The sequence below is a fragment of the Neisseria wadsworthii 9715 genome, assembly GCF_000227765.1.
GTDB lineage: Bacteria > Pseudomonadota > Gammaproteobacteria > Burkholderiales > Neisseriaceae > Neisseria > Neisseria wadsworthii.
Window position 1 is genome coordinate 1,109,365 of sequence record NZ_JH165159.1, and the last position, 21,078, is coordinate 1,130,442.

The 21,078-nt window shown below is 50.9% G+C and carries 20 protein-coding genes; 15 read left to right on the forward strand and 5 right to left on the reverse strand.

The annotated features are described in order from the left end of the window. Window positions 1-297 precede the first annotated feature (297 nt). The 3 genes from HMPREF9370_RS05050 to HMPREF9370_RS05060 form a co-directional block, all read right to left on the reverse strand. Entirely contained in the window at window positions 298-633 is a 336-nt protein-coding gene (locus HMPREF9370_RS05050) for a YbaB/EbfC family nucleoid-associated protein (RefSeq protein WP_009116285.1), read from the reverse strand. 149 nt (window positions 634-782) lie between these two features. Then, window positions 783-2,828, reverse strand: a complete 2,046-nt coding sequence (dnaX, locus tag HMPREF9370_RS05055; RefSeq protein ID WP_009116286.1) for a DNA polymerase III subunit gamma/tau — start codon at window positions 2,826-2,828, stop codon at window positions 783-785. Between the two features lie 267 nt (window positions 2,829-3,095). Continuing rightward, window positions 3,096-3,998 carry a LysR family transcriptional regulator gene (locus HMPREF9370_RS05060; protein ID WP_009116287.1) on the reverse strand — a complete coding sequence of 301 codons (903 nt, stop codon included), beginning with the start codon at window positions 3,996-3,998 and terminating at the stop codon, window positions 3,096-3,098. A gap of 413 nt (window positions 3,999-4,411) precedes the next feature. On the opposite strand from HMPREF9370_RS05060, the gene HMPREF9370_RS05065 reads away from it, so the two are divergent. The 15 genes from HMPREF9370_RS05065 (at window position 4,412) to trxA (ending at window position 19,363) form a co-directional block, all read left to right on the forward strand. Continuing rightward, the gene (locus HMPREF9370_RS05065) at window positions 4,412-4,732 is read left to right on the forward strand and encodes a DUF485 domain-containing protein (protein ID WP_009116288.1); all 321 of its coding nucleotides are present in this window, start codon (window positions 4,412-4,414) and stop codon (window positions 4,730-4,732) included. Next, entirely contained in the window at window positions 4,729-6,417 is a 1,689-nt protein-coding gene (locus HMPREF9370_RS05070) for a cation acetate symporter (protein ID WP_009116289.1), read from the forward strand. Before HMPREF9370_RS05065 ends, HMPREF9370_RS05070 begins: the two co-directional genes overlap by 4 nt. Before the next feature lie 157 nt (window positions 6,418-6,574). Further along, a complete protein-coding gene (locus HMPREF9370_RS05075; RefSeq protein ID WP_009116290.1) occupies window positions 6,575-6,934 on the forward strand; it encodes a hypothetical protein in 360 nt (119 codons plus the stop codon). Between the two features lie 5 nt (window positions 6,935-6,939). Further along, on the forward strand, window positions 6,940-7,371 hold the full coding sequence (locus tag HMPREF9370_RS05080) for a protein YgfX (RefSeq protein ID WP_009116291.1): 432 nt from the start codon (window positions 6,940-6,942) through the stop codon (window positions 7,369-7,371). Between the two features lie 66 nt (window positions 7,372-7,437). Then, complete coding sequence (folC, locus tag HMPREF9370_RS05085) at window positions 7,438-8,727, forward strand: bifunctional tetrahydrofolate synthase/dihydrofolate synthase (RefSeq protein ID WP_009116292.1); 1,290 nt, start codon at window positions 7,438-7,440, stop codon at window positions 8,725-8,727. Window positions 8,728-8,747: 20 nt separating this feature from the next. Then, window positions 8,748-10,178, forward strand: a complete 1,431-nt coding sequence (locus HMPREF9370_RS05090) for an SPOR domain-containing protein (RefSeq protein ID WP_009116293.1) — start codon at window positions 8,748-8,750, stop codon at window positions 10,176-10,178. Window positions 10,179-10,185: 7 nt separating this feature from the next. Beyond that, a complete protein-coding gene (locus HMPREF9370_RS05095; protein ID WP_009116294.1) occupies window positions 10,186-10,683 on the forward strand; it encodes a CvpA family protein in 498 nt (165 codons plus the stop codon). 22 nt (window positions 10,684-10,705) lie between these two features. Beyond that, entirely contained in the window at window positions 10,706-12,253 is a 1,548-nt protein-coding gene (gene purF / locus HMPREF9370_RS05100; RefSeq protein ID WP_009116295.1) for an amidophosphoribosyltransferase, read from the forward strand. A gap of 288 nt (window positions 12,254-12,541) precedes the next feature. Beyond that, window positions 12,542-13,705, forward strand: coding sequence for an O-succinylhomoserine sulfhydrylase (metZ, locus tag HMPREF9370_RS05105; protein WP_009116297.1), 1,164 nt, complete (start codon window positions 12,542-12,544; stop codon window positions 13,703-13,705). A 94-nt stretch (window positions 13,706-13,799) separates the two neighbouring features. Beyond that, a complete protein-coding gene (locus tag HMPREF9370_RS05110; protein ID WP_009116298.1) occupies window positions 13,800-14,996 on the forward strand; it encodes a CynX/NimT family MFS transporter in 1,197 nt (398 codons plus the stop codon). Window positions 14,997-15,001: 5 nt separating this feature from the next. Further along, complete coding sequence (locus HMPREF9370_RS05115) at window positions 15,002-15,208, forward strand: DUF2788 domain-containing protein (protein ID WP_009116299.1); 207 nt, start codon at window positions 15,002-15,004, stop codon at window positions 15,206-15,208. 67 nt (window positions 15,209-15,275) lie between these two features. After that, window positions 15,276-16,328, forward strand: a complete 1,053-nt coding sequence (locus HMPREF9370_RS05120) for an ABC transporter permease subunit (RefSeq protein WP_009116300.1) — start codon at window positions 15,276-15,278, stop codon at window positions 16,326-16,328. A 34-nt stretch (window positions 16,329-16,362) separates the two neighbouring features. Beyond that, complete coding sequence (locus HMPREF9370_RS05125; RefSeq protein WP_009116301.1) at window positions 16,363-17,385, forward strand: ABC transporter permease; 1,023 nt, start codon at window positions 16,363-16,365, stop codon at window positions 17,383-17,385. Next, window positions 17,382-18,923 carry an ABC transporter ATP-binding protein gene (locus HMPREF9370_RS05130; protein ID WP_009116302.1) on the forward strand — a complete coding sequence of 514 codons (1,542 nt, stop codon included), beginning with the start codon at window positions 17,382-17,384 and terminating at the stop codon, window positions 18,921-18,923. The genes HMPREF9370_RS05125 and HMPREF9370_RS05130 overlap by 4 nt, the downstream gene beginning before the upstream one ends. Window positions 18,924-19,033: 110 nt before the next feature. Next, window positions 19,034-19,363 (forward strand): thioredoxin TrxA, encoded by a 330-nt coding sequence (gene trxA / locus HMPREF9370_RS05135; RefSeq protein ID WP_009116303.1) that lies wholly within the window; start codon window positions 19,034-19,036, stop codon window positions 19,361-19,363. Between the two features lie 36 nt (window positions 19,364-19,399). On the opposite strand, the gene rarD is transcribed toward trxA, so the two are convergent. Both rarD and HMPREF9370_RS05145 read right to left on the reverse strand, forming a co-directional pair. Further along, on the reverse strand, window positions 19,400-20,314 hold the full coding sequence (gene rarD, locus HMPREF9370_RS05140; RefSeq protein ID WP_009116304.1) for an EamA family transporter RarD: 915 nt from the start codon (window positions 20,312-20,314) through the stop codon (window positions 19,400-19,402). A gap of 108 nt (window positions 20,315-20,422) precedes the next feature. Beyond that, entirely contained in the window at window positions 20,423-21,040 is a 618-nt protein-coding gene (locus HMPREF9370_RS05145) for an NAD(P)H-hydrate epimerase (RefSeq protein WP_009116305.1), read from the reverse strand. Window positions 21,041-21,078: the final 38 nt, after the last annotated feature.

Here is a 21,078-nt window from a genome sequence, read left to right on the forward strand (position 1 = left end):
ATATCGGGTATCTGAGGGGAATAAAGGGAGTATTTGGAACGGAAAACAGCCGAAATCCTGTGTTTGGATTTCGGCTGTTGGGTAAAGAGGTTATTTTGCAAAGGTCTCAGGCATTATTTGATTTATAGGTAATCAACTTAACTTTTACTACGGCGTTGCTGCGCCTTGCCGTTTGGCAGCCTGTCATGACTGCTAATCTATGTTAGTTCTTTTATTTATGATAGTGGAGTAAAAGTGATAGAAATGCCTGTCTGAAAAACCGTTTTCAGACAGGCATTGTTGATTGTTTGTAAAAGTTTATTTGAAGAAATCACCAAAACCGGGCGGCAGGCCTTGTGTGAATGCGCCCATGGTTTTGCTGGTTAATTCTTCGGCCTGATCACCTGCTGCGTTAACCGCAGCCAAAACCAAATCTTCCAGCATTTCTTTGTCGTCTGCGGCCTCGGCGATTAAGTCGGGGCTGATGTCTATGCTTTTTACAACGTGGTTACATGTCATTACCACTTTGACCAAACCGTTGCCTGCCTCGCCGGTTACTTCTGTAACTGCCAGTTTAGCTTGGGCTTTTTTCATATTTTCCTGCATTTTTTGGGCTTGCTGCATCAAGCCGCCCAGACCTGCTTTTCCGAACATCGCGGGATACTCCTATTAGGTAAAAATTAATATTTCTGATTGTTAAACCAGTTTTGAAACGTAATGCCTGTCTGAAAACGGGCAACGCGGTTTCTGCGAAGCCAAAACATTTATTCAAACCCGACTTGCCTGCTTTCAGACAGGCATGTTTATTCTTCGATATTTTCCGCCAGCTCTATTGTGTCGGCTTTCCACTCGTGGCAATCGAGCAGGTTCATCAATTTCTGGCAGGCGGGGTCGCTTTCTAGAATCTGTTGCGCGCGTTGGCGGCCTTCAATTTGGAGCCTGTTTTTCCGCATGACGGGGGTTTCCCAGTTGCGGCTTTCTTCCCAAGCACAGGTTTGCAGCTTGAGTTCGGGCATATCGTAGGCTTCTGCCAATGCGTTGCGGATTTTGTCGAAAAAGCCTTTGCTTTTGGCTTCTTTGGCGGCATTCGCAGTGAGTGAGAGCGTGAGCACGCTGTTTTCCGCATCAAAATCTACCCACGCGGCATGATTGGTCAGCATTTGGGCAGCACCGAGCTTGCGGGAAAGACGGAATGAAATTTGTGCCCAGTTTTCTGCCGCAAACTCGGGCATGGGTACGAAAGCGGCTTCTTCTTCAGCTTCCGTGCCGGTTTCGTCTTCTTCGTCGTGATTCGGTTGCTCAAGCTGAGATGGTTCGGGCATGGGGAAATAATCCATGCTTTCGTCATCATAAGTTGGGTAGTCGGCCGGATAATCCGGATAGGGTTCGCCTGCCGAAGTTTCGTGTTCCGGCGCAATTTCTTCCCACGGCGGGCTGTATTCTTCGGCTTGGCTTGCCGTAACCGCTACGGCATGTTCAAAAATGGCATCAACCGGCACGGCTTCTGCAAAAGACGAAGCCTCTGTAATGCTTTCAAGGGGTGTTTCAGCCTGCTCTGATTCAGTGTGTTCTGCGGTGTACTCCGCTGTGCCGGATTCCGATGCGGTTTCTGCAATGTGTGCTGTGGTCGGCTCGTTGGCAGCAGGAGGCTGCTCGGGATAATCAGGCAGGACTAAGGGCTTTTTTGGTTCGGTTTCCTTTTCGACGGAGGGGGTGTGCAGCTCGGTGCTGCTGATTTGACCGTTGGTCGGGTTGCCTGCGGCGGCAAGCGGGGCGAACGCGAGCATGCGCAGTAAGGTCATTACGAAGCCTGCGTATTCGTCGGGCGCGAGGCTGAGATCGCGTTTGCCGTGAATGGCGCATTGGTAGTAAAGCTGGATTTGTTCGTCACCTAAATGCTCGGCTAATACTTGTAAAGTATCCCGCTCGGGGTCGTCTTGGCTGATGGCAGAGGATACGGTTTTGAAGAGGGCGATGCGTTGCAGCAATACGGCCAGTTCGCTCAAGGCGCTGTCGAATCCGATGGCGCGTGCCGCCATTTCCTGTGCTTTTTGCAGCAGGGCTTCCCCGTTTTGTGCGGCAATGCTTTGCAGCAGTTCGTAAAGGTAGCGTTTGTCGACTGCGCCTATCATGTGGCGCACGTCTTCTTCACTGACTTTGCCGGAACCCATTGCGATGGCTTGGTCAAGCAGGCTCAGAGCGTCGCGCATGGAGCCTGCAGCGGCGCGACCCAATAACTGGAGTGCGGCAGGTTCGGCAGGAATGTTTTCGGCTCGCAGAACATGGGCAAGATGGTCGGCGACTTGTTGCGGAGTCATATTGCGCAACACGAATTGCAGGCAGCGGCTCAACACGGTAACGGGCACTTTGTGCGGATCGGTGGTGGCGAGAATGAATTTCACATGCTCGGGCGGCTCTTCCAATGTTTTGAGCATGGCGTTGAAAGCCGATTTGGAGAGCATGTGCACTTCGTCGATGATATACACTTTGTATTTGCCGGAAGTGGGTGCGTATTGGGCGTTTTCGAGCACCTCGCGGATATTGTCGATACCGGTGTTGGATGCGGCGTCGATTTCCAATAAATCGACAAAGCGGCCGGAGTCGATTTGAGTGCAGCTTTGGCATTGGCCGCAAGGTTCGCCGTTGCTCGGGTTTTCGCAGTTAAGGCTTTTGGCAAGAATGCGTGCAATGGTGGTTTTGCCGACGCCGCGGGTGCCGGTGAGCAGATAGGCGTGATGCAGGCGGCCTTTATCGAGCGCATTTTGCAGGGCTTTGACAACGTGCTCTTGGCCGACTAAATCGGCAAAGGTTTTGGGGCGCCATTTTCGGGCAAGAACTTGATAAGCCATAAGCTTTCTTTTTAAAGATGCGGGTTGGGATAATTGAATGTTTTCAGACAGGCATGGCGTTTGATTTAACCCCTATGCCTGTCTGAAAAAACAAAGTTGCGCTATTTTAGCAGATATGGAAGGAGAACTTAATCATCAATCAAACCGGCTCAATATTTGGCGGAATTGTCAGATAGCAGATACTGTTCAGGTTTTTGCTGCGCACGGTGTAGAAATACGCAGCAGATAGCCGTGTTGCGGAGGTTTCAGCCGATTTATTAAAGAGGCTTATGCGCCATCTGGTTGATTTTTCAGCTGCCACACGTTTTCTACGCTCTGTTTGATCAAAACAAGGGCAGGGTCGTGTTCGTATTCGTCCAGATAAATGAAATTGAGTGGTAAGGTTTGGCGGAATTCTTCAATCACGCTAACCGGTTTGCCGGCATTGATTGCGTCCTGTGCTTTGTGGCTGGGCACCATCGCCACGCCGATGCCGTCGCTCACTAAGTCGACTATGGTTTGAGGATAGTCGCAGATAATCTGCCGCTTGGGCGAAAGGCGGTTGGCGCGCCAGAATTGCTGTAAGTGTTTATTACTGGCAGACACGCCCGACATTTCGATCCAGATATAGTTTTCGAGATTTTTGGGTAGGTTGTTGCGGATGTTTTCTACTTCTGCCGTGGGGCAAATGAGTGAATATTGAATGTTTTCAAGAAAAATGCTGCGCACGCTGCGTGTGTTGACCGGGCCGAGAAAGAAACCGCCGTGCAGCTGTTTGGACAATATGCGCTCCAGAATTTCACCGCTCATGCCATATTGGATGTGTAGTTGGATATCGGGCGCCGAATCGTTTAGCAGGCGGGTTAATTTGGATACGCGTTTGCTGCTGATGGGATGTATCAGACCGATTTGTGCATCTTGCGTGTAATGTTCGGCCAGTGTTTTGGCGAAGTTGTCAAGTCGGTGTTTGTGTTGCAGAAGGGATTCGGCTTCCGGCAGGAAAATTTCACCCGCGCGGGTTAAGCTCATGCCGTTGCTGGTGCGGTTGAATAAAGGCGTGCCCAAATAGGTTTCGATGGCTTTAATCTGGGCGGATACGGCGGGTTGGGAAAGAAACAGGCGCTCTGCGGCTTGGGTGAGGTTGCAGTGGTAGGCAACTGCTACAAACGATTTTAAATGGTTGATGTCCATATCGGTATTTCTCAATTCAGCAGATAAAGGTCGGAAACATAGTGTATTCCGGCCATTTTTATTATGTATACATTATTTTTTTAATATATTAACTGATTGGAGATAAATTTGGAAATTGTTTTAAAAACAGAAAATTATTGTTAGGTCATAAGAAAAACAGATGGACGGTATCAAAAAAGAAAATACAGCATCAGCTTATCTTTGAAGTATGGTTATGAAATTTTAATATTTAGGTTATGGATAACCCCGTCGTTGCGTGTGGTTAAGCCATAGCAAATGAACTTTGTTTCCTACTACGGCGTTGCTGCGCCTTATATCAAAAATAAGTTTATTTGTTAAAAGCAGTTCGACTATATTGGCGATTCGGTTTATCCGTTATGGATTATTTTAAAGGCTAGGAGGAGAAAATTAAGATGGACAAACAAACAGCACGCAGCGTGTTGGATGATCCTGAATTTCAAAAAATGGCCCGGCAAAAAGCTTTGCTCGGCTGGGGGTTTTCGGCGGTCATCCTGTTTATGTATCTGGCTTATATATGGGTGATAGGCAGTAATCCTGATTTGCTTAAAAGCCCTGTGTCTGCAGACGGTATTACCACTTGGGGCATTTATGTCGGCATCTTTGTGATTGTATTTTCATTTATCACGACAGGGATTTATGTGACGATTGCCAACGGTAAGTTTGAAAAAATGACTAAGCAGGTAATCGACAGTGTTATGGAGGATAAAGCATGAATTTTTCAGGCAAGACTCTGTGGTTTTCAGCTTTGTCGATGCTGGCATGTTCGGGTGCGTTTGCCGATGCCATCTCCGGAGAGGTGGAAAAGCAGCCCTTAAATATGCCGGCAATTATTATGTTTTTGATTTTTGTAGGTATGACTTTGGGCATCACGGTTTGGGCGTCGATGCAGAATAAATCTACAAAAGATTATTACACCGCCGGCGGCGGTATTTCAGGCTTTAAAAACGGCTTGGCGATTGCGGGCGACTATATGTCGGCAGCATCGTTTCTCGGTATTTCCGCAATGGTGTTCACTAGTGGCTACGATGGCCTGATTTATTCGACCGGCTTTTTGGTGGGTTGGCCGATTGTGTTGTTCTTGGTGGCCGAGCGTTTGCGCAATCTGGGTAAGTTTACCTTTTCCGATGTGGCGGCTTACCGCTTGGCACAAACGCCCGTGCGTCTGTTTGCCGCTTCCGGCTCGATTCTGGTGGTGATTTTTTATCTGATTGCCCAAATGGTGGGGGCGGGTAAGCTGATTCAGCTTCTCTTCGGCATGGATTATATTTATGCCGTGATTTTGGTGGGTGTGTTGATGGTTTGCTATGTGTTGTTCGGCGGTATGCTGGCTACGACATGGGTGCAGATCATTAAGGCTGTGCTGCTGCTTTCAGGTGCGACGTTTATGTCGTTTATGATTTTGAAGCACGCCGGTTTCAGCTTTGAAACCATGTTCCAGCAGGCTACTGCCATTCACGAAAAAGGTACGGATATTTTAGGTCCGGGCGGTTTGGTGAAAAATCCGGTGGATGCTTTGTCGCTCGGCTTGGCGTTGATGTTTGGTACGGCCGGTCTGCCGCACATTCTGATGCGCTTTTTCACCGTGCCTGATGCGAAGGAAGCGCGCAAATCCGTGTTTGTGGCAACCGGTTTCATCGGCTATTTCTACCTGCTCACTTTCATCATCGGCTTCGGTGCGATTATTTTTGTGTCTAAAGAAAATCCGCACTTCTTTACCGCCGTTTTGAAAGAAGGCAAAACAGTGTATGAGATGGTGGGCGGCACGAATATGGCGGCGATCCACCTTGCCGAAGCTTTGGGCGGTAATTTGTTCTTGGGCTTTATTTCTGCGGTGGCGTTTGCCACGATTTTGGCGGTGGTGGCCGGTTTGGCTTTATCCGGCGCTTCGGCTGTGAGCCACGATATTTATGCCTCGGTTGTGCGTAAAGGACAGGCCACTCAAGAAGAGGAAATGCGCGTGTCCAAACTGACCACGCTTACGCTGGGTGTATTGGCGATTGTGTTCGGCGTGATGTTTGAGAAACAAAACGTGGCATTTATGGTGGGCTTGGCGTTTGCCATTGCTGCATCGGCCAACTTCCCTGTGTTGATGCTTTCTATGTTCTGGAAAGGTTTGACCACTAAAGGCGCGGTAGCCGGCGGCTTTACCGGCTTGATTTTGGCTTTGGTGCTGATTGTGTTGGGGCCGACCGTATGGGTGAGCGTGCTGCACAATGAATCGGCTATTTTCCCGTATGCGAATCCTGCGCTCTTCAGTATTCCTGCTGCGTTTATTGTGGGCTGGTTGGTGTCGCTAATGGATAAATCGGAGCAGGCTAGAAAAGACAAAGAAGGCTTTGAAGCACAATATGTGCGTTCGATGACGGGTATCGGCGCGGCCGATGCTTCGGATCACTAATCGGACTTGCTATAAAAAACCATCCGCCCGGTTGCGGATGGTTTTTTTTCAGACAGGCATTGCGGGGCAGTCATAACTGCCGACGCATACTTTCAGACAGGCATAGTTTGAAGTACAATCCCGCTTCGCTAAAACCGAATCTAAAGGATAACCAAGCATGTATTTTGTCGACCGAACGGCCGTAGTGCTGAAGCCTACTGAAAAATTTCTAAGCTGGCTGAAATCTTCCGATCAGGATATGCCCGACTTGACCTTGGCGCAAATCCGCACCAACTGTTCGGTTTATCTGGTTCCCCAGTTTGACGAGCCGGAAGCCGTGGTTTCTTATTTCGACGAGCGCTATCAGGAAATTTTTGAAGCCGAAATTTCCGGCTGGGACATTGAAAAAAGCAAATGGCCGCAAGATATGAGCCTGCAAGCCTTTTGGGAATTTTTCGAGGTGGAAATCCATGATATGGTGTTGGACATGGATGATTCAGACATCAGCGTCAGCCCCGTGTTTGACAATATGATGTAAACCCGATGCAGGCTTTTCAAGTCAAACTCAAACCGTCAAAGCGCGGTATGCTGCTGGCGGCGGCGTTGCATATTTATGCTTTTGTGTTGTGCTTCACTGCATTTTACGGCTGGATGCGCTGGCTGGGTGCCGCGGCATTGGCAGTAAGCTTGGTGTGGGCATGGCGGGTGCAAAGCCTGAAAGGCAAGCAGAGTGTATCCGCCATCCATATCGATACTTCGGGCCGCGCCTCGCTTTCGCAATCGGATGCCCTGTTACGCCATGCAAGCCTGTCTGAAAGCAGCTTGATACACAGAAGAGGTTGTTTTCTGCGATGGCAGCTTGAGGGTAAGCGCATATCGCACGCCGTGTTGCCCGATATGACCGATGCCGAAAGCTACCGCCGCCTGATTGTGTGGGCGAAATTCGGCAGAAGCAAAGAAGATAAAGAAGATTAAGCGTTAACCCACTTATGCCTGTCTGAAAGTTTTTCAGACAGGCATTCAGCCAATATCATCAAAACCATGAAAAAAAATCTGAACGACTGGCTCTCCCATTTAGAAACCGCCCACAGCGCGGGTTTGATTGATATGGGCCTATCCCGTGCGGGCGAAGTGAAAAATACCATGCGCCTGAACCCGCAATGCCCGGTAATCGTTGTGGCGGGCACCAACGGCAAAGGTTCGGTGTGTGCATTTTTATCGCAGATATATAAAGAAGCCGGCTTCAAAACCGGCACACTGACCAGCCCGCATCTGTTGAAATTCAACGAGCGCATTTGTGTCAACACACAGCCTGTGTCAGATGAAGAAATTGTGGCCGCGTTTGAGCGTATTGAAGCCGCGCGTGGCGATATTTCCCTCACTTATTTTGAATTCAACACGCTGGCCGCCGTGGATATTTTCATGTGGAATCAAGTGGATGTGATGATATTGGAAGTCGGGCTGGGCGGCCGTTTGGATGCCGTGAACATATTTGACGCCGACGTGTCCGTGGTAACCAGCATTGATTTAGACCACCAATCTTTCCTTGGCAACACCATAGAGCAAGTTGCTTATGAAAAAGCCGGTGTGTTCCGCAGCGGCAAACCCGCCATCTGCGGTCAGAACCCGCCACCCGAATCGCTTAGAAAACATGCTGGAAGCATAGGTGCGGATTTATTGTTGATCGGAGAAGATTTCAGCTATACCAGGCTGGAAAACCAGCAATGGTCATACCGTTTTCACTCACAGCCTAATCCGCAGTTTTCAGACAGGCATACGCGCAACCGCAATGCCTTGCCGATTCCCGCCTTGCGCGGTGCATATCAAATCCATAACGCAGCCTGTGCGCTGACCGTTATCGAGTGCCTCAACCATCAATTGCCGATAGACATAGGCGCCATCAAACGCGGTTTGTTGATGGTACATAACCCCGGCCGTTTCCAAGTTTTACCCGGCAGGCCGCTGACCGTTTTGGATGTGGGCCATAACCCGCATGCAGCCCGTGCGCTGCGTCAAGGGCTGATGGCCTTGCCGTTTGCTCAAAACCGCACGGCTGTGCTCAGCATGTTGAACGACAAGGACATTGATTCGGTTTTGGAAATTTTGAAAGACCAGTTTGACGAATGGCATATCGCGCCGCTGCATCTGCCGCGCGGCATGACTTCCGAGCAGCTTGCCGAAAAACTGGCTGCTCACGATATAAGCAATGTAAAACAGTTTGAAAATATAGCAAAAGCTTATGATGCGGCTTTTGCGGCGGCTTCGGAAAATGATAGAATTGTCGTGTTCGGCTCCTTCCATACGGTTGCCGAAGTTATGGGAACACTATAATACACTTACAGGATTAAGCAATGCTGCCTAAGCACTTGGAATCATTGGAAGAATACGAAAATCTCAAGCGCAGAAACCGCCGCCGGTTAGCCGGTGCGTCGGCTATGGTGGTTGTGGTGGGTTTGATATTTGCCAAAACTTCAGGCAAAGATGAAGCAGAGCAAGCCGCCGCTTCAGCCCCCGTTGTTGCAGCATCCAAAAAAGTTACCCAATCCGAGCAGAAAAAAGACGAAGTATCCGAAGAAGCCGACATTAAGAAAGCAGAAGAGGAAGCCGCACGAAAGGCGGAAAAATCAGAAAAGGCAGAACAAACTTCAGCTGCTGAGAACAACAAGCAACGCGTAGTGTTTCTCAGCCCGGACGACACCAATCCCCCTCCCAAAGAAGAAACACTAGATGTTAAGCCTAAATCTAAAGATAACCGGATTTATGAGCTGGCCGAAAATCAGGAAAGTGTAGAAGTTTCGGATGAAGACGGCCATTCCCGAACCGTAACTCAAAAAGCAGCCCCGGCTGAAAAAATGGATCCCAAGCCGGAAGAGTTTGCACCGATTCCGATAGTGACTATTAAAAACACCAACAAAGAAGCGGTTGTCAAAGAGCGTGAACGTAAAGCCGCGGAAGAGAAAAAGGCTGCTCAGCTGAAAAGAGAAGCTGATGATGCTAAAAAAGCAGAAGCAGAAAGAAAATCCGAGGAAGCCAGAAAGGCGGCTGACGAGAAAAAAGCCGCCCAGTTGAAGAAAGAGGCGGAGGCGAAGAAAGCGGCGGAAGAACGGAAAGCCGCCCAGCAGAAAAAAGAAACAGAAGCCAAAAAAGCAGCGGATGAGAAAAAGGCCGCCCAGTTAAAGAAAGAAGCAGAAGCGAAGAAAGCGGCGGAAGAACGAAAAGCCGCCCAGCAGAAAAAAGAAGTGGAAGCCAAAAAAGCGGCGGATGAGAAAAAAGCCGCCCAGTTGAAGAAAGAAGCAGAAGCGAAGAAAGCGGCGGAAGAACGGAAAGCCGCCCAGCAGAAAAAAGAAGTGGAAGCCAAAAAAGCGGCGGATGAGAAAAAAGCCGCCCAGTTGAAGAAAGAAGCAGAAGCGAAGAAAGCGGCGGAAGAACGGAAAGCCGCCCAGCAGAAAAAAGAAACAGAAACCAAAAAAGCAGCGGAAGCAAAAAAAGCCGAAGATGCTAAAAAAGCTGCCCAGCAAAAGAAAGATGCAGAAACTAAAAAAGATTCCGGTAGGGCGGTAATTCAGGCAGGCGCGTTCCGCGATGAAGAAGCAGCCAAGAAAACGCTGCAAACCTTGCGCCAATCCGGCATGAGCGCTTCTATTAGTAAAGTAGAAACCAATAAAGGTACGGTTTACCGCGTGCGCAGTGGTTCTTTCCCTAACAAGGAAGCTGCGGACAATGCTTTGAACCGGTTGAGAAGTAAGGGTGTAAACGGTTCTGTGGTTAGTCAGGGTAAATAGTATTGTTATGGCAACTTTTGATATTCTTGCCGCCCTCGTGGTTTTTATATGCATTATTATTTCGATGATGCGCGGCGTAATTGCCGAAATTGCGGCTTTGATGACTTGGATAGTGTCGTTTATCGCCGCGCGTATGTTCGGTCAGGATTTTGCCGAAGCATTTCTCACATCAATCCAACCCCATGCATTAAGCGTGGCGGTTGGTTTTATTTTGGTATTTGCTGCGGCGTGGTTGGTGATGTATCTGCTGCGCTCTTTGCTGACTTCGATGGCGGGGTCGCTGGGTTTAGGCAGCGTGAACCGCTTACTGGGCGGGGTATTTGGCGCGTTAAAAGGGGTTTTGATTATTACCTTTGTGGTGTTGGTGTGCTCATTTACCGATTTGCCGAAAACCCATGATTGGCGAAGCTCGATCAGTGCGCCTTATTTTGAAACGCTGGCCTCCACTGCGTTGCCGGCGCTTTCAGACTATATGACGGAAAAATTGAAAAATCCGATGATTTAATTGTTTTGGAGATATAAACAAGATGTGTGGTGTGTTTGGGTTGGTGGCGCATGAACCTGTAAACCAGTCGCTGTATGACGGTTTGCAAATGTTGCAGCACAGGGGGCAGGACGCAGCGGGCATTGTCACGGTTCAAGGTAATATGTTTCACATGCACAAAGGCAAAGGCATGGTGCGGGATGTTTTCCGAACCCGCAATATGCGTGATTTGCGCGGCAATGCGGGTATTGCGCACGTGCGTTATCCTACTGCAGGCAGTGCGGGCAGCGGTGCCGAAGCGCAGCCTTTTTATGTAAGCTCGCCTTTCGGCATTGTTTTGGCGCATAACGGTAATCTGACCAATACCGACGAGCTGTATGAAAATGTGTGTAACAGACATCTGCGCCATATCAACACGCGTTCTGATTCGGAAGTGTTGCTCAATGTATTTGCCCATGAGCTGCGCCGCGAGGTAACTTCTTCTAATGATGTTCAATTGAGCGTGGATAATATTTTTAATGCCGTTTCCCAGCTTCACCGCTGTGTGCGGGGCGCCTATGGCGTGGTTGCGCTGATTGCGGGCTATGGTTTGGTGGCATTTCGCGATCCCAATGGCATCCGCCCCTTGGTTTTGGGTGCGCAAACCGATGAACAAACAGGCAAAACGGCTTATGCCGTGGCTTCGGAATCGGTTGCGTTTAACTGCTTGGCTTTTGACTTGGAGCGCGATATTGCACCGGGCGAGGCTGTGTTTATCACGTTTGACGGCCAGTTTTATTCACGTCAGTGTGCCGAAAATACCAAACTTTCTCCTTGTTTGTTTGAATACGTTTATTTTGCCCGCCCGGATTCGGTGATTGACGGTGTGTCGGTTTATCAGTCGAGGGTCAAAATGGGTGTGGCCTTGGCGGAAAAAGTGAAGCAGCATTTATCGGTAGATGATATTGATGTGGTAATGCCGATTCCTGATACCAGCCGCCCCAGTGCAATGGAGCTGGCGCATCACTTGGGCAAACCGTATCGTGAAGGTTTGATTAAAAACCGTTATATCGGCCGTACATTTATTATGCCCGGCCAGGCTACCCGCAAAAAATCCGTGCGCCAGAAGCTCAGCCCTATGGCTTCCGAATTTGAGGGTAAAAATGTTTTATTGGTTGACGATTCCATTGTGCGCGGCACCACCAGTCGGGAGATTGTTGAGATGGTGCGGGATGCCGGAGCGCGTAAAGTTTATTTTGCTTCGGCAGCGCCTGAAGTGCGCTACCCCAATGTTTACGGAATCGACATGCCGACCCGCGAGGAATTGATTGCCAATGGCCGCTCTGCCGAAGAAATCGCGCGGGAAATCGGTGCGGATGCCTGTGTATTTCAAGAATTGGTAGAATTGGAAAATTTGGTGCGTGAGTTAAACCCGGAAATAGAAGGTTTTGAAGACTCTTGCTTTAGCGGCTGCTATCCGACCGGCGATATCGACGAAGCCTATCTAAAACGCCTGTCTGAAGGCGAATCTACCGGCTCGGCGGCTTTTGTCCAACCGAGCTTGATTGACCATAACGTACGCGTAGATATCAGCTCGGATACGGATGAATAATGATTAACCAAATGTTTTAAACCTGTTTAACCGGTAATGCCTGTCTGAAAACGTTTTCAGACAGGCATTTTGTTGTTGAACGAGGCAAGCTGTACATATATGGTTAAGCCCGAGTATGAAGAACATACTATTTTTTTAGTTTATTTGCTATATGCCTTTTCCGCGCATTGATGCATTGTACGCATATTTCATTTATTACTTAACCAAGCGCCTTGAAATCGCCTGAAAATAAGCGCAAAATCGTTGCTCCATTCAAACAACAAGAACCAAGAATAAAGGAAATCAAGCATGAGTGAGCTTCACCCCCAAACTCTGGCAATACGGGGCGCTAAAGAGCAAACCGAATTCAACGAACACAACCAAGCCCTCTTTCTTACCAGCAGTTTTATGTGGCAGGATGCTGCTACCGCCGAAGCTTTGTTTTCAGGTAAGCAAAGCGGTTATACATACAGCCGCACGGCCAACCCGACCGTGAGCGCGTTCAATAAACGGATGGCTTATCTTGAGTGTGGGGAGCAAGCGGTTTCGATGGCTACGGGCATGGCTGCGATTCAGGCTGCTTTGTTGACCTTTCTCAACGCAGGCGACCATATGATTGCCAGCCGCAGCCTGTTCGGCACCACCATGGGTTTTATTATGAACCATGTTACGCGCTTCGGCATTGAAGTAACGCTGGTTTCGCCCACCGATGTGGCCGAATGGCAGGCCGCATTGAAGCCGAATACCAAAATCCTGTTTTTGGAAACGCCTTCCAATCCCTTGGGCGAAGTGGCCGATTTGGAAGCACTTGCCAAAGTGGCGCATGACGCAGGCGCGCTTTTGGTGGTGGATAACAGTTTGTGTACGCCCGCTTTGCAGCAGCCGCTGCGCTTCGGCGTTGATTTGTCGGTGGAATCGGCTACCAAAGGCATCGACGGCCAGGGCAGGGTGCAGGGCGGTGTGGTGGTAGGCAGCGCTGAATTGATGAAGCAGGTTCAGGTTTATATGAATGCCGCGGGCATTTCGATGTCGCCGTTTCATGCTTGGGTGCTGCTCAGCGGCTTGGAAACGCTGGCTGTGCGGATGAATGAGCAAAGCCGCAATGCTGCACAGATTGCCGATTGGCTCCGCGCGCAGCCGCAGGTGGAAAAAGTGTATTACGCCGGTTTTGCCGACCATCCGCAGGCCGAGCTGGTTAAGAAACAGCAGGCTTCTGGTGGGATTGTGATTGGTTTTGAGGTAAAAGACGCAGAAACTGCATGGAAAGTGATTGATTCTGCAAAAATCTTTTCCAGAACGGCAAACTTGGGCGATGTGCGCTCCACCATCTGCCATCCGTGGACGACCACGCACGGCAAAATGGCGCCGGAAGAAAAGCGCGAAGCCGGTATTGGAGAAGGCTTGGTGCGTTTGTCGGTGGGTTTGGAGCATCCCGACGATTTGATTAATGATTTGAAACAAGCATTGTCGTGATGCGGTTTTCAGACAGGCATAGCTGATATGCCTGTCTGAAAATATTCAAACACGCTTTATTAATCAACATCATGCCTGTCTGAAAGCTTTCATCATGTCTGCTGCTAAAAAATATACTTTGCTTACCATCGCCGCTATCTTCCTGATAGCCTGCTGCCTGCGCACGCCCATTGTGTCGATGGGGCCGCTGGTGAAAATGATTCAGGCAGACATGGGCAGCGGCAGCACCTTGATGGGGATTATCGGCACGGTGCCTGTGTTGGTGTTTGCTTTTTGTTCGCCGTTTGCCGCTCCGCTGGCGCGGTGTTTCGGTTTTGAAGAAGTGTTGATCGGCGCGCTTTTGGCTTTGGGCGCAGGGATTATGTTGCGTACGGCGGGCATGTCGCCGATATTGATGCTGGTGGGTACGCTGATTTTATCGGTGGGCATTGCGATGGGCAACGTGTTGGTTTCAGGCGTGATTAAACGCAGCCTGCCTTCGCATGTGGGACGCTTTACCGCGCTTTATAGTGTGACTATGAGCCTTACGGCGGCTTTGTCTGCGGCTGTTGCAGTGCCTGTGGCGCACCGCGTGGGCTGGCAGATGTCTTTAAATATGTGGGTGTTGCCGGTGATGCTGGCTTTGGCGGTGTGGCTGGTTTTGCGTGTGAAGCAGGGGCATATGCCGGTGGCGGGCGCGGCGGAGCAGGAGCAGGTGGTGTCGGTGTGGCGTAATAAGCTTGCTTGGGCAATCAGCATTTTGATGGGCATGCAATCGCTGCTGTATTACACGTTTTCCGCCTGGCTGCCCACCATTCTGGCCGACCGGGGCGTGGGCGCCGACGAAGCCGGCTATTATGCAATGTTGATGCAGATGGCGGCTTTGCCGGCGATTTTTTGCGTTACCACGTTTTCCATGAAGATGCGTAATCAGCGCTTGCTGGTGCTGTCGGTAACATTTTTGAGTTTAATCGGTATGGCGGGGCTTTGGCTGCTGCCTTATGCAACGGCTTTATGGGTGTTCTGCCTCGGCGCAGGTGTGGCGGGCACGTTTACTTTGTGTTTGCTTTTATTCGTGCAGCGCACTGATTCGGCGGCGGAAGCGGCCATGCTTTCGGGTATGGCGCAAACAGTCGGCTATCTGCTGGCGGCAACCGGGCCCGTGGGTGCGGGCTGGTTGTTTGATAAAACACAATCGTGGAATATGGCGCTGGCTGTTATGACCATGTTGATGCTGGTAAAATGTGCTTGCGGATGGTATTGCGCCCGCCCGGTTACTTTGCGTGAGGCAGCCGGAATCAAGAAAGGATAAAGATAATGACTGAAGCGGAATTCGCAACTTGGTCTTTGAGAATCGGCCTGACCGTGTTGGTGGGCTTCTTGGGTTTTATCGTGTGGGATTTGGGTAAAAAATCCAATGCGGGTAAATTCGGCATGTTTATGCTCTTTTTGGTATTGGGCTTGGGCGTGATCGGATTCTTGTTTAAAAACGTGTTGGTTGAGCTGATGTTGCTCAATAAATAAGCAAATGCCTGTCTGAAAAGCATTATTGTGTTTTCAGACAGGCATTTGCTTAACAAGGATTGGTTGCATGCTCCGATACATCATCCAGCGATTGCTGCTGCTGGTTCCCACGCTTTTGGGGATTTTGGCGATTACTTTCGCCATCATCCAATTTGTGCCCGGCGGCCCGGTTGACCAAATGGTTGACCGGCTGACCGGTGCGGGCATGATTAGCGAAGCCGCGCAGGGCAGCGGCGTGGGCATTAACCGCAGCGGCAACCGCCTCAACGCGGAAGACATGGCAAAGCTAAACGCGCTCTACGGTTTCGATAAGCCGCCTTTGCAGCGTTTTGGCGAAATGGTGGCGAAGTTTGCCCGCTTTGACTTGGGCGAAAGCTTTTTCCACCATCAAACCGTGTTGGAACTGGTGAAAGAAAAACTGCCCGTTTCCATGAGTTTGGGGCTGTGGACATTTTTCCTTACCTACCTGATTTCCGTGCCTTTGGGCATTATGCGCGCAGTAAAAGACGGCACGCGCTTCGATGCCTTGAGCGGTATCGTGATTTTGGTGGGCTACACTGTGCCCGCTTTTGTGTTGGGCTTGGTGCTGCTGGTGCTGTTTGGCGGCGGCAGCTTTTTCGCCTGGTTTCCGCAAGGCGGCTTAACCGGCAGCAATTGGGACGAACTGAGCACCGCAGGCAAAATCAAAGACTACCTCTGGCACATCACGCTGCCGATAGCCGCTTCGGTGGCCGGCAATCTGGCCGTGGTTACCGTGTTGACCAAAAACGTGTTTCTCGAAGAAATCCGCCGCCAATATGTGTACACCGCGCGCGCCAAAGGCCTGTCTGAAAAACATATTCTCACTAAACACATCTTCCGTAACGCCATGATTCCGCTGGTAACCGGCTTTCCCGCCGCATTTATCGGCGCATTTTTCACCGGCAGCCTGCTGATTGAAACCCTGTTTTCGCTCGACGGCCTCGGCCTGCTTTCCTACGAATCCGTGATGAAACGCGATTATCCCGTGGTAATGGGCACGCTCTACGTGTTTACCCTCATGGGGCTGCTGGCCAAGCTGCTTACCGACATTTCCTACTCATGGGTTGACCCGCGTATCCATTTCGGCGGCCGGAAATAGCCTTTCAGACAGGCATAGACCAAAACGGAGACTTATGCGAAACATCTTAGCCGCAAAAGCCTGGCAATCCTTTAAAAAACACAAGCGCGGCAGCATCAGCCTGATTATCCTGCTGCTGCTTTTTGCCGCCGCCTTGCTCGCACCCTTGTGGAGCAACGACAAACCCTTGTGGGTCAACTACGAAGGCCGCCATTACTTTCCCATTTTTAAAACCTATTACGACAAAGATTTCGGTGGCGACTTCGATACACCCGCCGATTATCTCGACCCGCTTATCAAACACAATATAACCAACGGCGGCAACCGCGCGGTTTATCCTGTTAACCCCTACGCCGCCAACACCTTAAACGATTTCGACACACTGCCCGACCCCGCGCCGCCGTCTGCCAACCACCTGCTGGGCACCGACGACCGCGGCCGCGACGTGTTGGCAAGATTGGTATACGGCTTCCGCGATTCCCTGCTGTTTGCTTTGGTGTTGACCGCGGTTACCACCACCATCGGCGTGTTGGCCGGCGCCGTGCAAGGCTATTTCGGCGGCAAAACCGATTTGTTGATGCAGCGTTTTATGGAAATCTGGGGCGGCATGCCCGAGCTTTATCTGCTGATTATTCTTTCATCATTTTTCAATCCCGGCCTGCTGGTGCTGCTGTTTCTGCTCTCCCTGTTCGGCTGGATGGGCTTATCCGATTATGTGCGCGCCGAATTTCTTAAAAACCGGCAAGCCGATTATGTTTCGGCCGCCAAAAGCATGGGCGTGCCCGACCGCACCATCATGTGGCGCCACATCCTGCCCAACAGCCTAACCCCCGTGCTTGCTTTCCTGCCTTTCCGCATCTCCGGCGGCGTGCTTGCCCTTACCAGCCTCGACTTCCTCGGCTTGGGTGTGCCCGCTTCGCAAGCGAGCTTGGGCGAACTGCTGGCTCAAGGCAAAGACAATCTTGACGCCTGGTGGATAGGCCTGTCTGCATTCGGCACCCTGACCGTGATGCTGCTTTTACTGGTAATGATAGGTGAAGGGCTGCGGCATGCATTTGATGTGAGGGCGAGGGGATGAATATTCTGCAAATTGAAAACCTAAACGCCTCTTTCCCCGGCAAACAAGTGCTGTACGACATCAATCTCAACGTCAAACAGGGCAGCAAAACGGCGGTTGTGGGCGAAAGCGGCAGCGGTAAAACGGTGTTGGCGCAGGGGATTATGCGTTTGAATCCGGATGTGTCGTTGAGCGGCAGCCTGAAATTTAACGGCGAAAACCTGCTTGATTGCAGCGAACGGCAGTTGCGGCGTTTGCGCGGGCGGGAAATCGGCATGGTGTTTCAGGAGCCGATGACGGCGCTGAACCCGGTGATGCGCGTGGGTGCGCAAATCGCCGAGGTGTTGACGTTGCATTTGGGATTGGATAAGAAACAGGCATGGGCGCGGGCGGTTGGGCTGCTTGCGGAAACAGGCATTCACGATCCCGAAGAAAAAGCGTTTGCTTACCCGTTTCAGCTTTCCGGCGGGCAGCGGCAACGGGCGATGATTGCAATGGCGGTGGCAGCGGAACCGAAGCTGCTGATTGCCGACGAGCCGACCACGGCGCTGGATGTGGCGGTGCAGGCGCAGATTTTGGATTTGCTCGGGCGCTTGCAGCAATCGAAAAATATGACGCTACTCTACATCAGCCATGATTTGAACTTGGTGCGCCGCTTTGCCGATAATGTGGTGGTGATGCAGCACGGGCGTGTGGTCGAGCAAGGCAGCGTGGCGGAAGTGTTTGCGCGGCCGCAGCATGAATATACGCAAATGTTGCTGAATGCCGTGCCCGAGCGCAGGGTGCAATGCCTGTCTGAAAACGCGGAAACGGTGATGGAGGCAGAGCAAGTCAGCGTGTCGGTCAGCGAGCGGGCGGGCTGGTTTAAAAAGCGGGAAAAAGTGTTGCTGCAACCGGTGTCGTTCACCTTGAAAAGCGGTGAAACGCTGGGCGTAATCGGCGAGAGCGGCAGCGGAAAAACCACGCTGGCCAAGGCTTTGGTACAGTTGATGCCTGCAAAAGGCAGCCTGAAAATCCGGGGCGAAGCTTGGCGGCCGGATTTGCGTCGCGAAACGCAGATGGTGTTTCAGGATCCGTTCGGCGCATTTAACCCGCGCATGAATGTGTTGGAAATAGTGTCCGAGGCTTTGAACGTGTACGAGCCTGCGTTGGATGCAGATCAGAAAAAGGTGCGGGTGCTTGAGGTGCTGCAAACGGTGGGTTTGCACGGCGATATTCTGGAGCGATACCCGCACGAGTTTTCCGGCGGGCAGCGCCAGCGGCTGGCAATCGCACGCGCGATTATTGTGCGCCCGAAAATTTTGGTGCTCGACGAGCCGACCAGTGCGCTTGATGTGCAATGGCAACAGCAGATTTTGAAGCTTTTGGGCGATTTGCAGCGGGAGCATGGTTTGAGCCTGATTATCATCAGCCATGATTTGGCGGTGATCAATGCTTTGTCGCACCGGGTGATGGTGTTGAAAGACGGTGCGGTGGTGGAACAGGGCGATTGCAGGGCGGTGTTTGCAAATCCTGATAACGACTATACGAAAAAACTATTAGCGCATAATAAGGCTTGAAATTTAAGCCAGGCGGCCTTATCCTCACAGATAGGTAAGTTTTAATTTACAGATATGGCTATGAAGTTTGATTTTTCATAGCCATCTATTCCAAAAGAAAAGGAAAAAATATGAGCAATTTAGTCGTACACGCTACCGATGCTTCTTTCGAGCAAGATGTTTTGAAATCAGATGTGCCGGTTTTGCTGGATTTTTGGGCGCCGTGGTGCGGCCCTTGCAGAATGATTGCGCCGATTTTGGACGAAGTGGCGGCTGAGTTTGAAGGCAAAGTGAAAGTGGTAAAAATCAATATTGACGACAACCAGCAAACGCCTGCGCAATTCGGCGTGCGCGGTATTCCGACGCTGATGGTGTTTAAAAACGGCCAAAGCGTTGCCACTAAAGTGGGCGCATTGGCCAAAGGCCAGTTGGTGGCGTTTGTGAATGCTTCTATCGGCTAATGTGAAATAGTGTTTCAAATGCCTGTCTGAAACTTTTCAGACAGGCATTTTTCTTGCCCGCCAACCTGCAAGCAGAAACACGGCTACGCCGGCCCACACCCATAAATAGCCGATGAAGCGGTTGAAATCGAAGCTTTCGCCAAACAAAGTCAGCCCGATTAAAAACTGCAAAGTCGGTGCGCCGTATTGCAAGATGCCGAGCAATGATAAAGGGATACGTTTGGCGCTGGCGGCGAAAAACAGCAGAGGTATGGTGGTAATGGCGCCGGAGCCGAGCAGAAGGGAGATTTGCAGGTTGTTGAGTTCACCGAAAACCAATGTGCCTTGCGTATGGCACCAAGCCAAATAAGCCAGCGCGAAAGGCACGATAAGCACAGTTTCCAAAGCCAAGCCGGGTAAGGCTTCCATGGGGGCGAGTTTGCGTATCAGGCCGTAGCCGCCGAAGCTGAAGGCAAGCAGCAGAGCCACCCACGGAATCTGCCCGGCAGGCAGCGCCAGCCAAAGAATGCCGATAAAGGCGAGCACAACGGCGGCTTTTTGGGCGCGGTTTAACGGCTCCTTAAAAATCAGGCCGCCGAGCAATACGTTGAACAAAGGGTTGATGAAATAGCCGAGGCTGGCATCCAGCACATGATGGTTGACAATCGCCCACAGGTAAACCAGCCAGTTGATGCCGATCAGAAAAGATGAAAGCATCAGCAGCCCCAAAACTTTGGGTTGCTTAAACGCGGCGCGCACGGCAGCAGTTTGCCTAAATATAAGCAACATGAGCAGGGCGAATATGGCCGACCAAACGATGCGTTGCGCTAAGATCTGATCGGCGCCTATGGCAGATTGGTTGAGCGGATACCAGTAAATCGGGAACAGCCCCCAGATGGAATAGCAGCCCAGCGCATACCATAAGCCTTTGCGTTCTTCGCCGGATGCGTGGAGGTTTTCTGTTGTGTGCATGTGGGTAATGAGGGTTGCAGGTTTAAAGGTAATGCCTGTCTGAAAAAGGCGGCGTGGTTTTCAGACAGGCATCGGATTACTGCTTATGCATTTGTTTTGCAGCAGTGATCATTCAATCCCTATATCCAAACACAGGGTTTCGCCGCAATAAGCTTTGCCGGCCTCATTAAGATGCGCAGGTTTGTAGGCGGCGAACGTGTAGGTGATGTCGGCCTGAAAAGTGTCGGCATCGGCTTCGGCCGTATCGCAGTTTAAGCCGGTAGGAATATCCAGCGCGATTTTAGTGCCCGGCATGGCGTTTAAGCTGCGGCAGGTTTCTGCCACGGCCTGCGGCAGCGAGCCGGTAAAACCGGTGCCGAAAATGCCGTCGATAATCAAGGCATAAGGCTTTTTCAGACAGGTATTGAGTTCGGCAAATTCGATGCCGTGCAGATTAAGCAGCTTTTGGCGGTTGGATTCTGCCAGCGGCGACAATTCGTTGCCCAACACAAACACAATGTCTGCCTGCCAGCCTGCCGCTTGCAAAATGCGGGCGATAACCAAGCCGTCTCCGCCGTTATTGCCTTTGCCGCACACAATCAGTGCGCGGCCGGCTTGGGGAAACCGCTTGAGTAAATCTCCCGCTGCCGCGCTACCGGCATTTTCCATAAGTTGTGCAAAACTGATGCCTTTATCCACGGCCATTTGCTCGTGTCGACGCATTTCTTCTGCTGTGTAAACTTTCATGGCATGTTCCTTAGCTGGGGGTGTTGGGAAACCGCGGT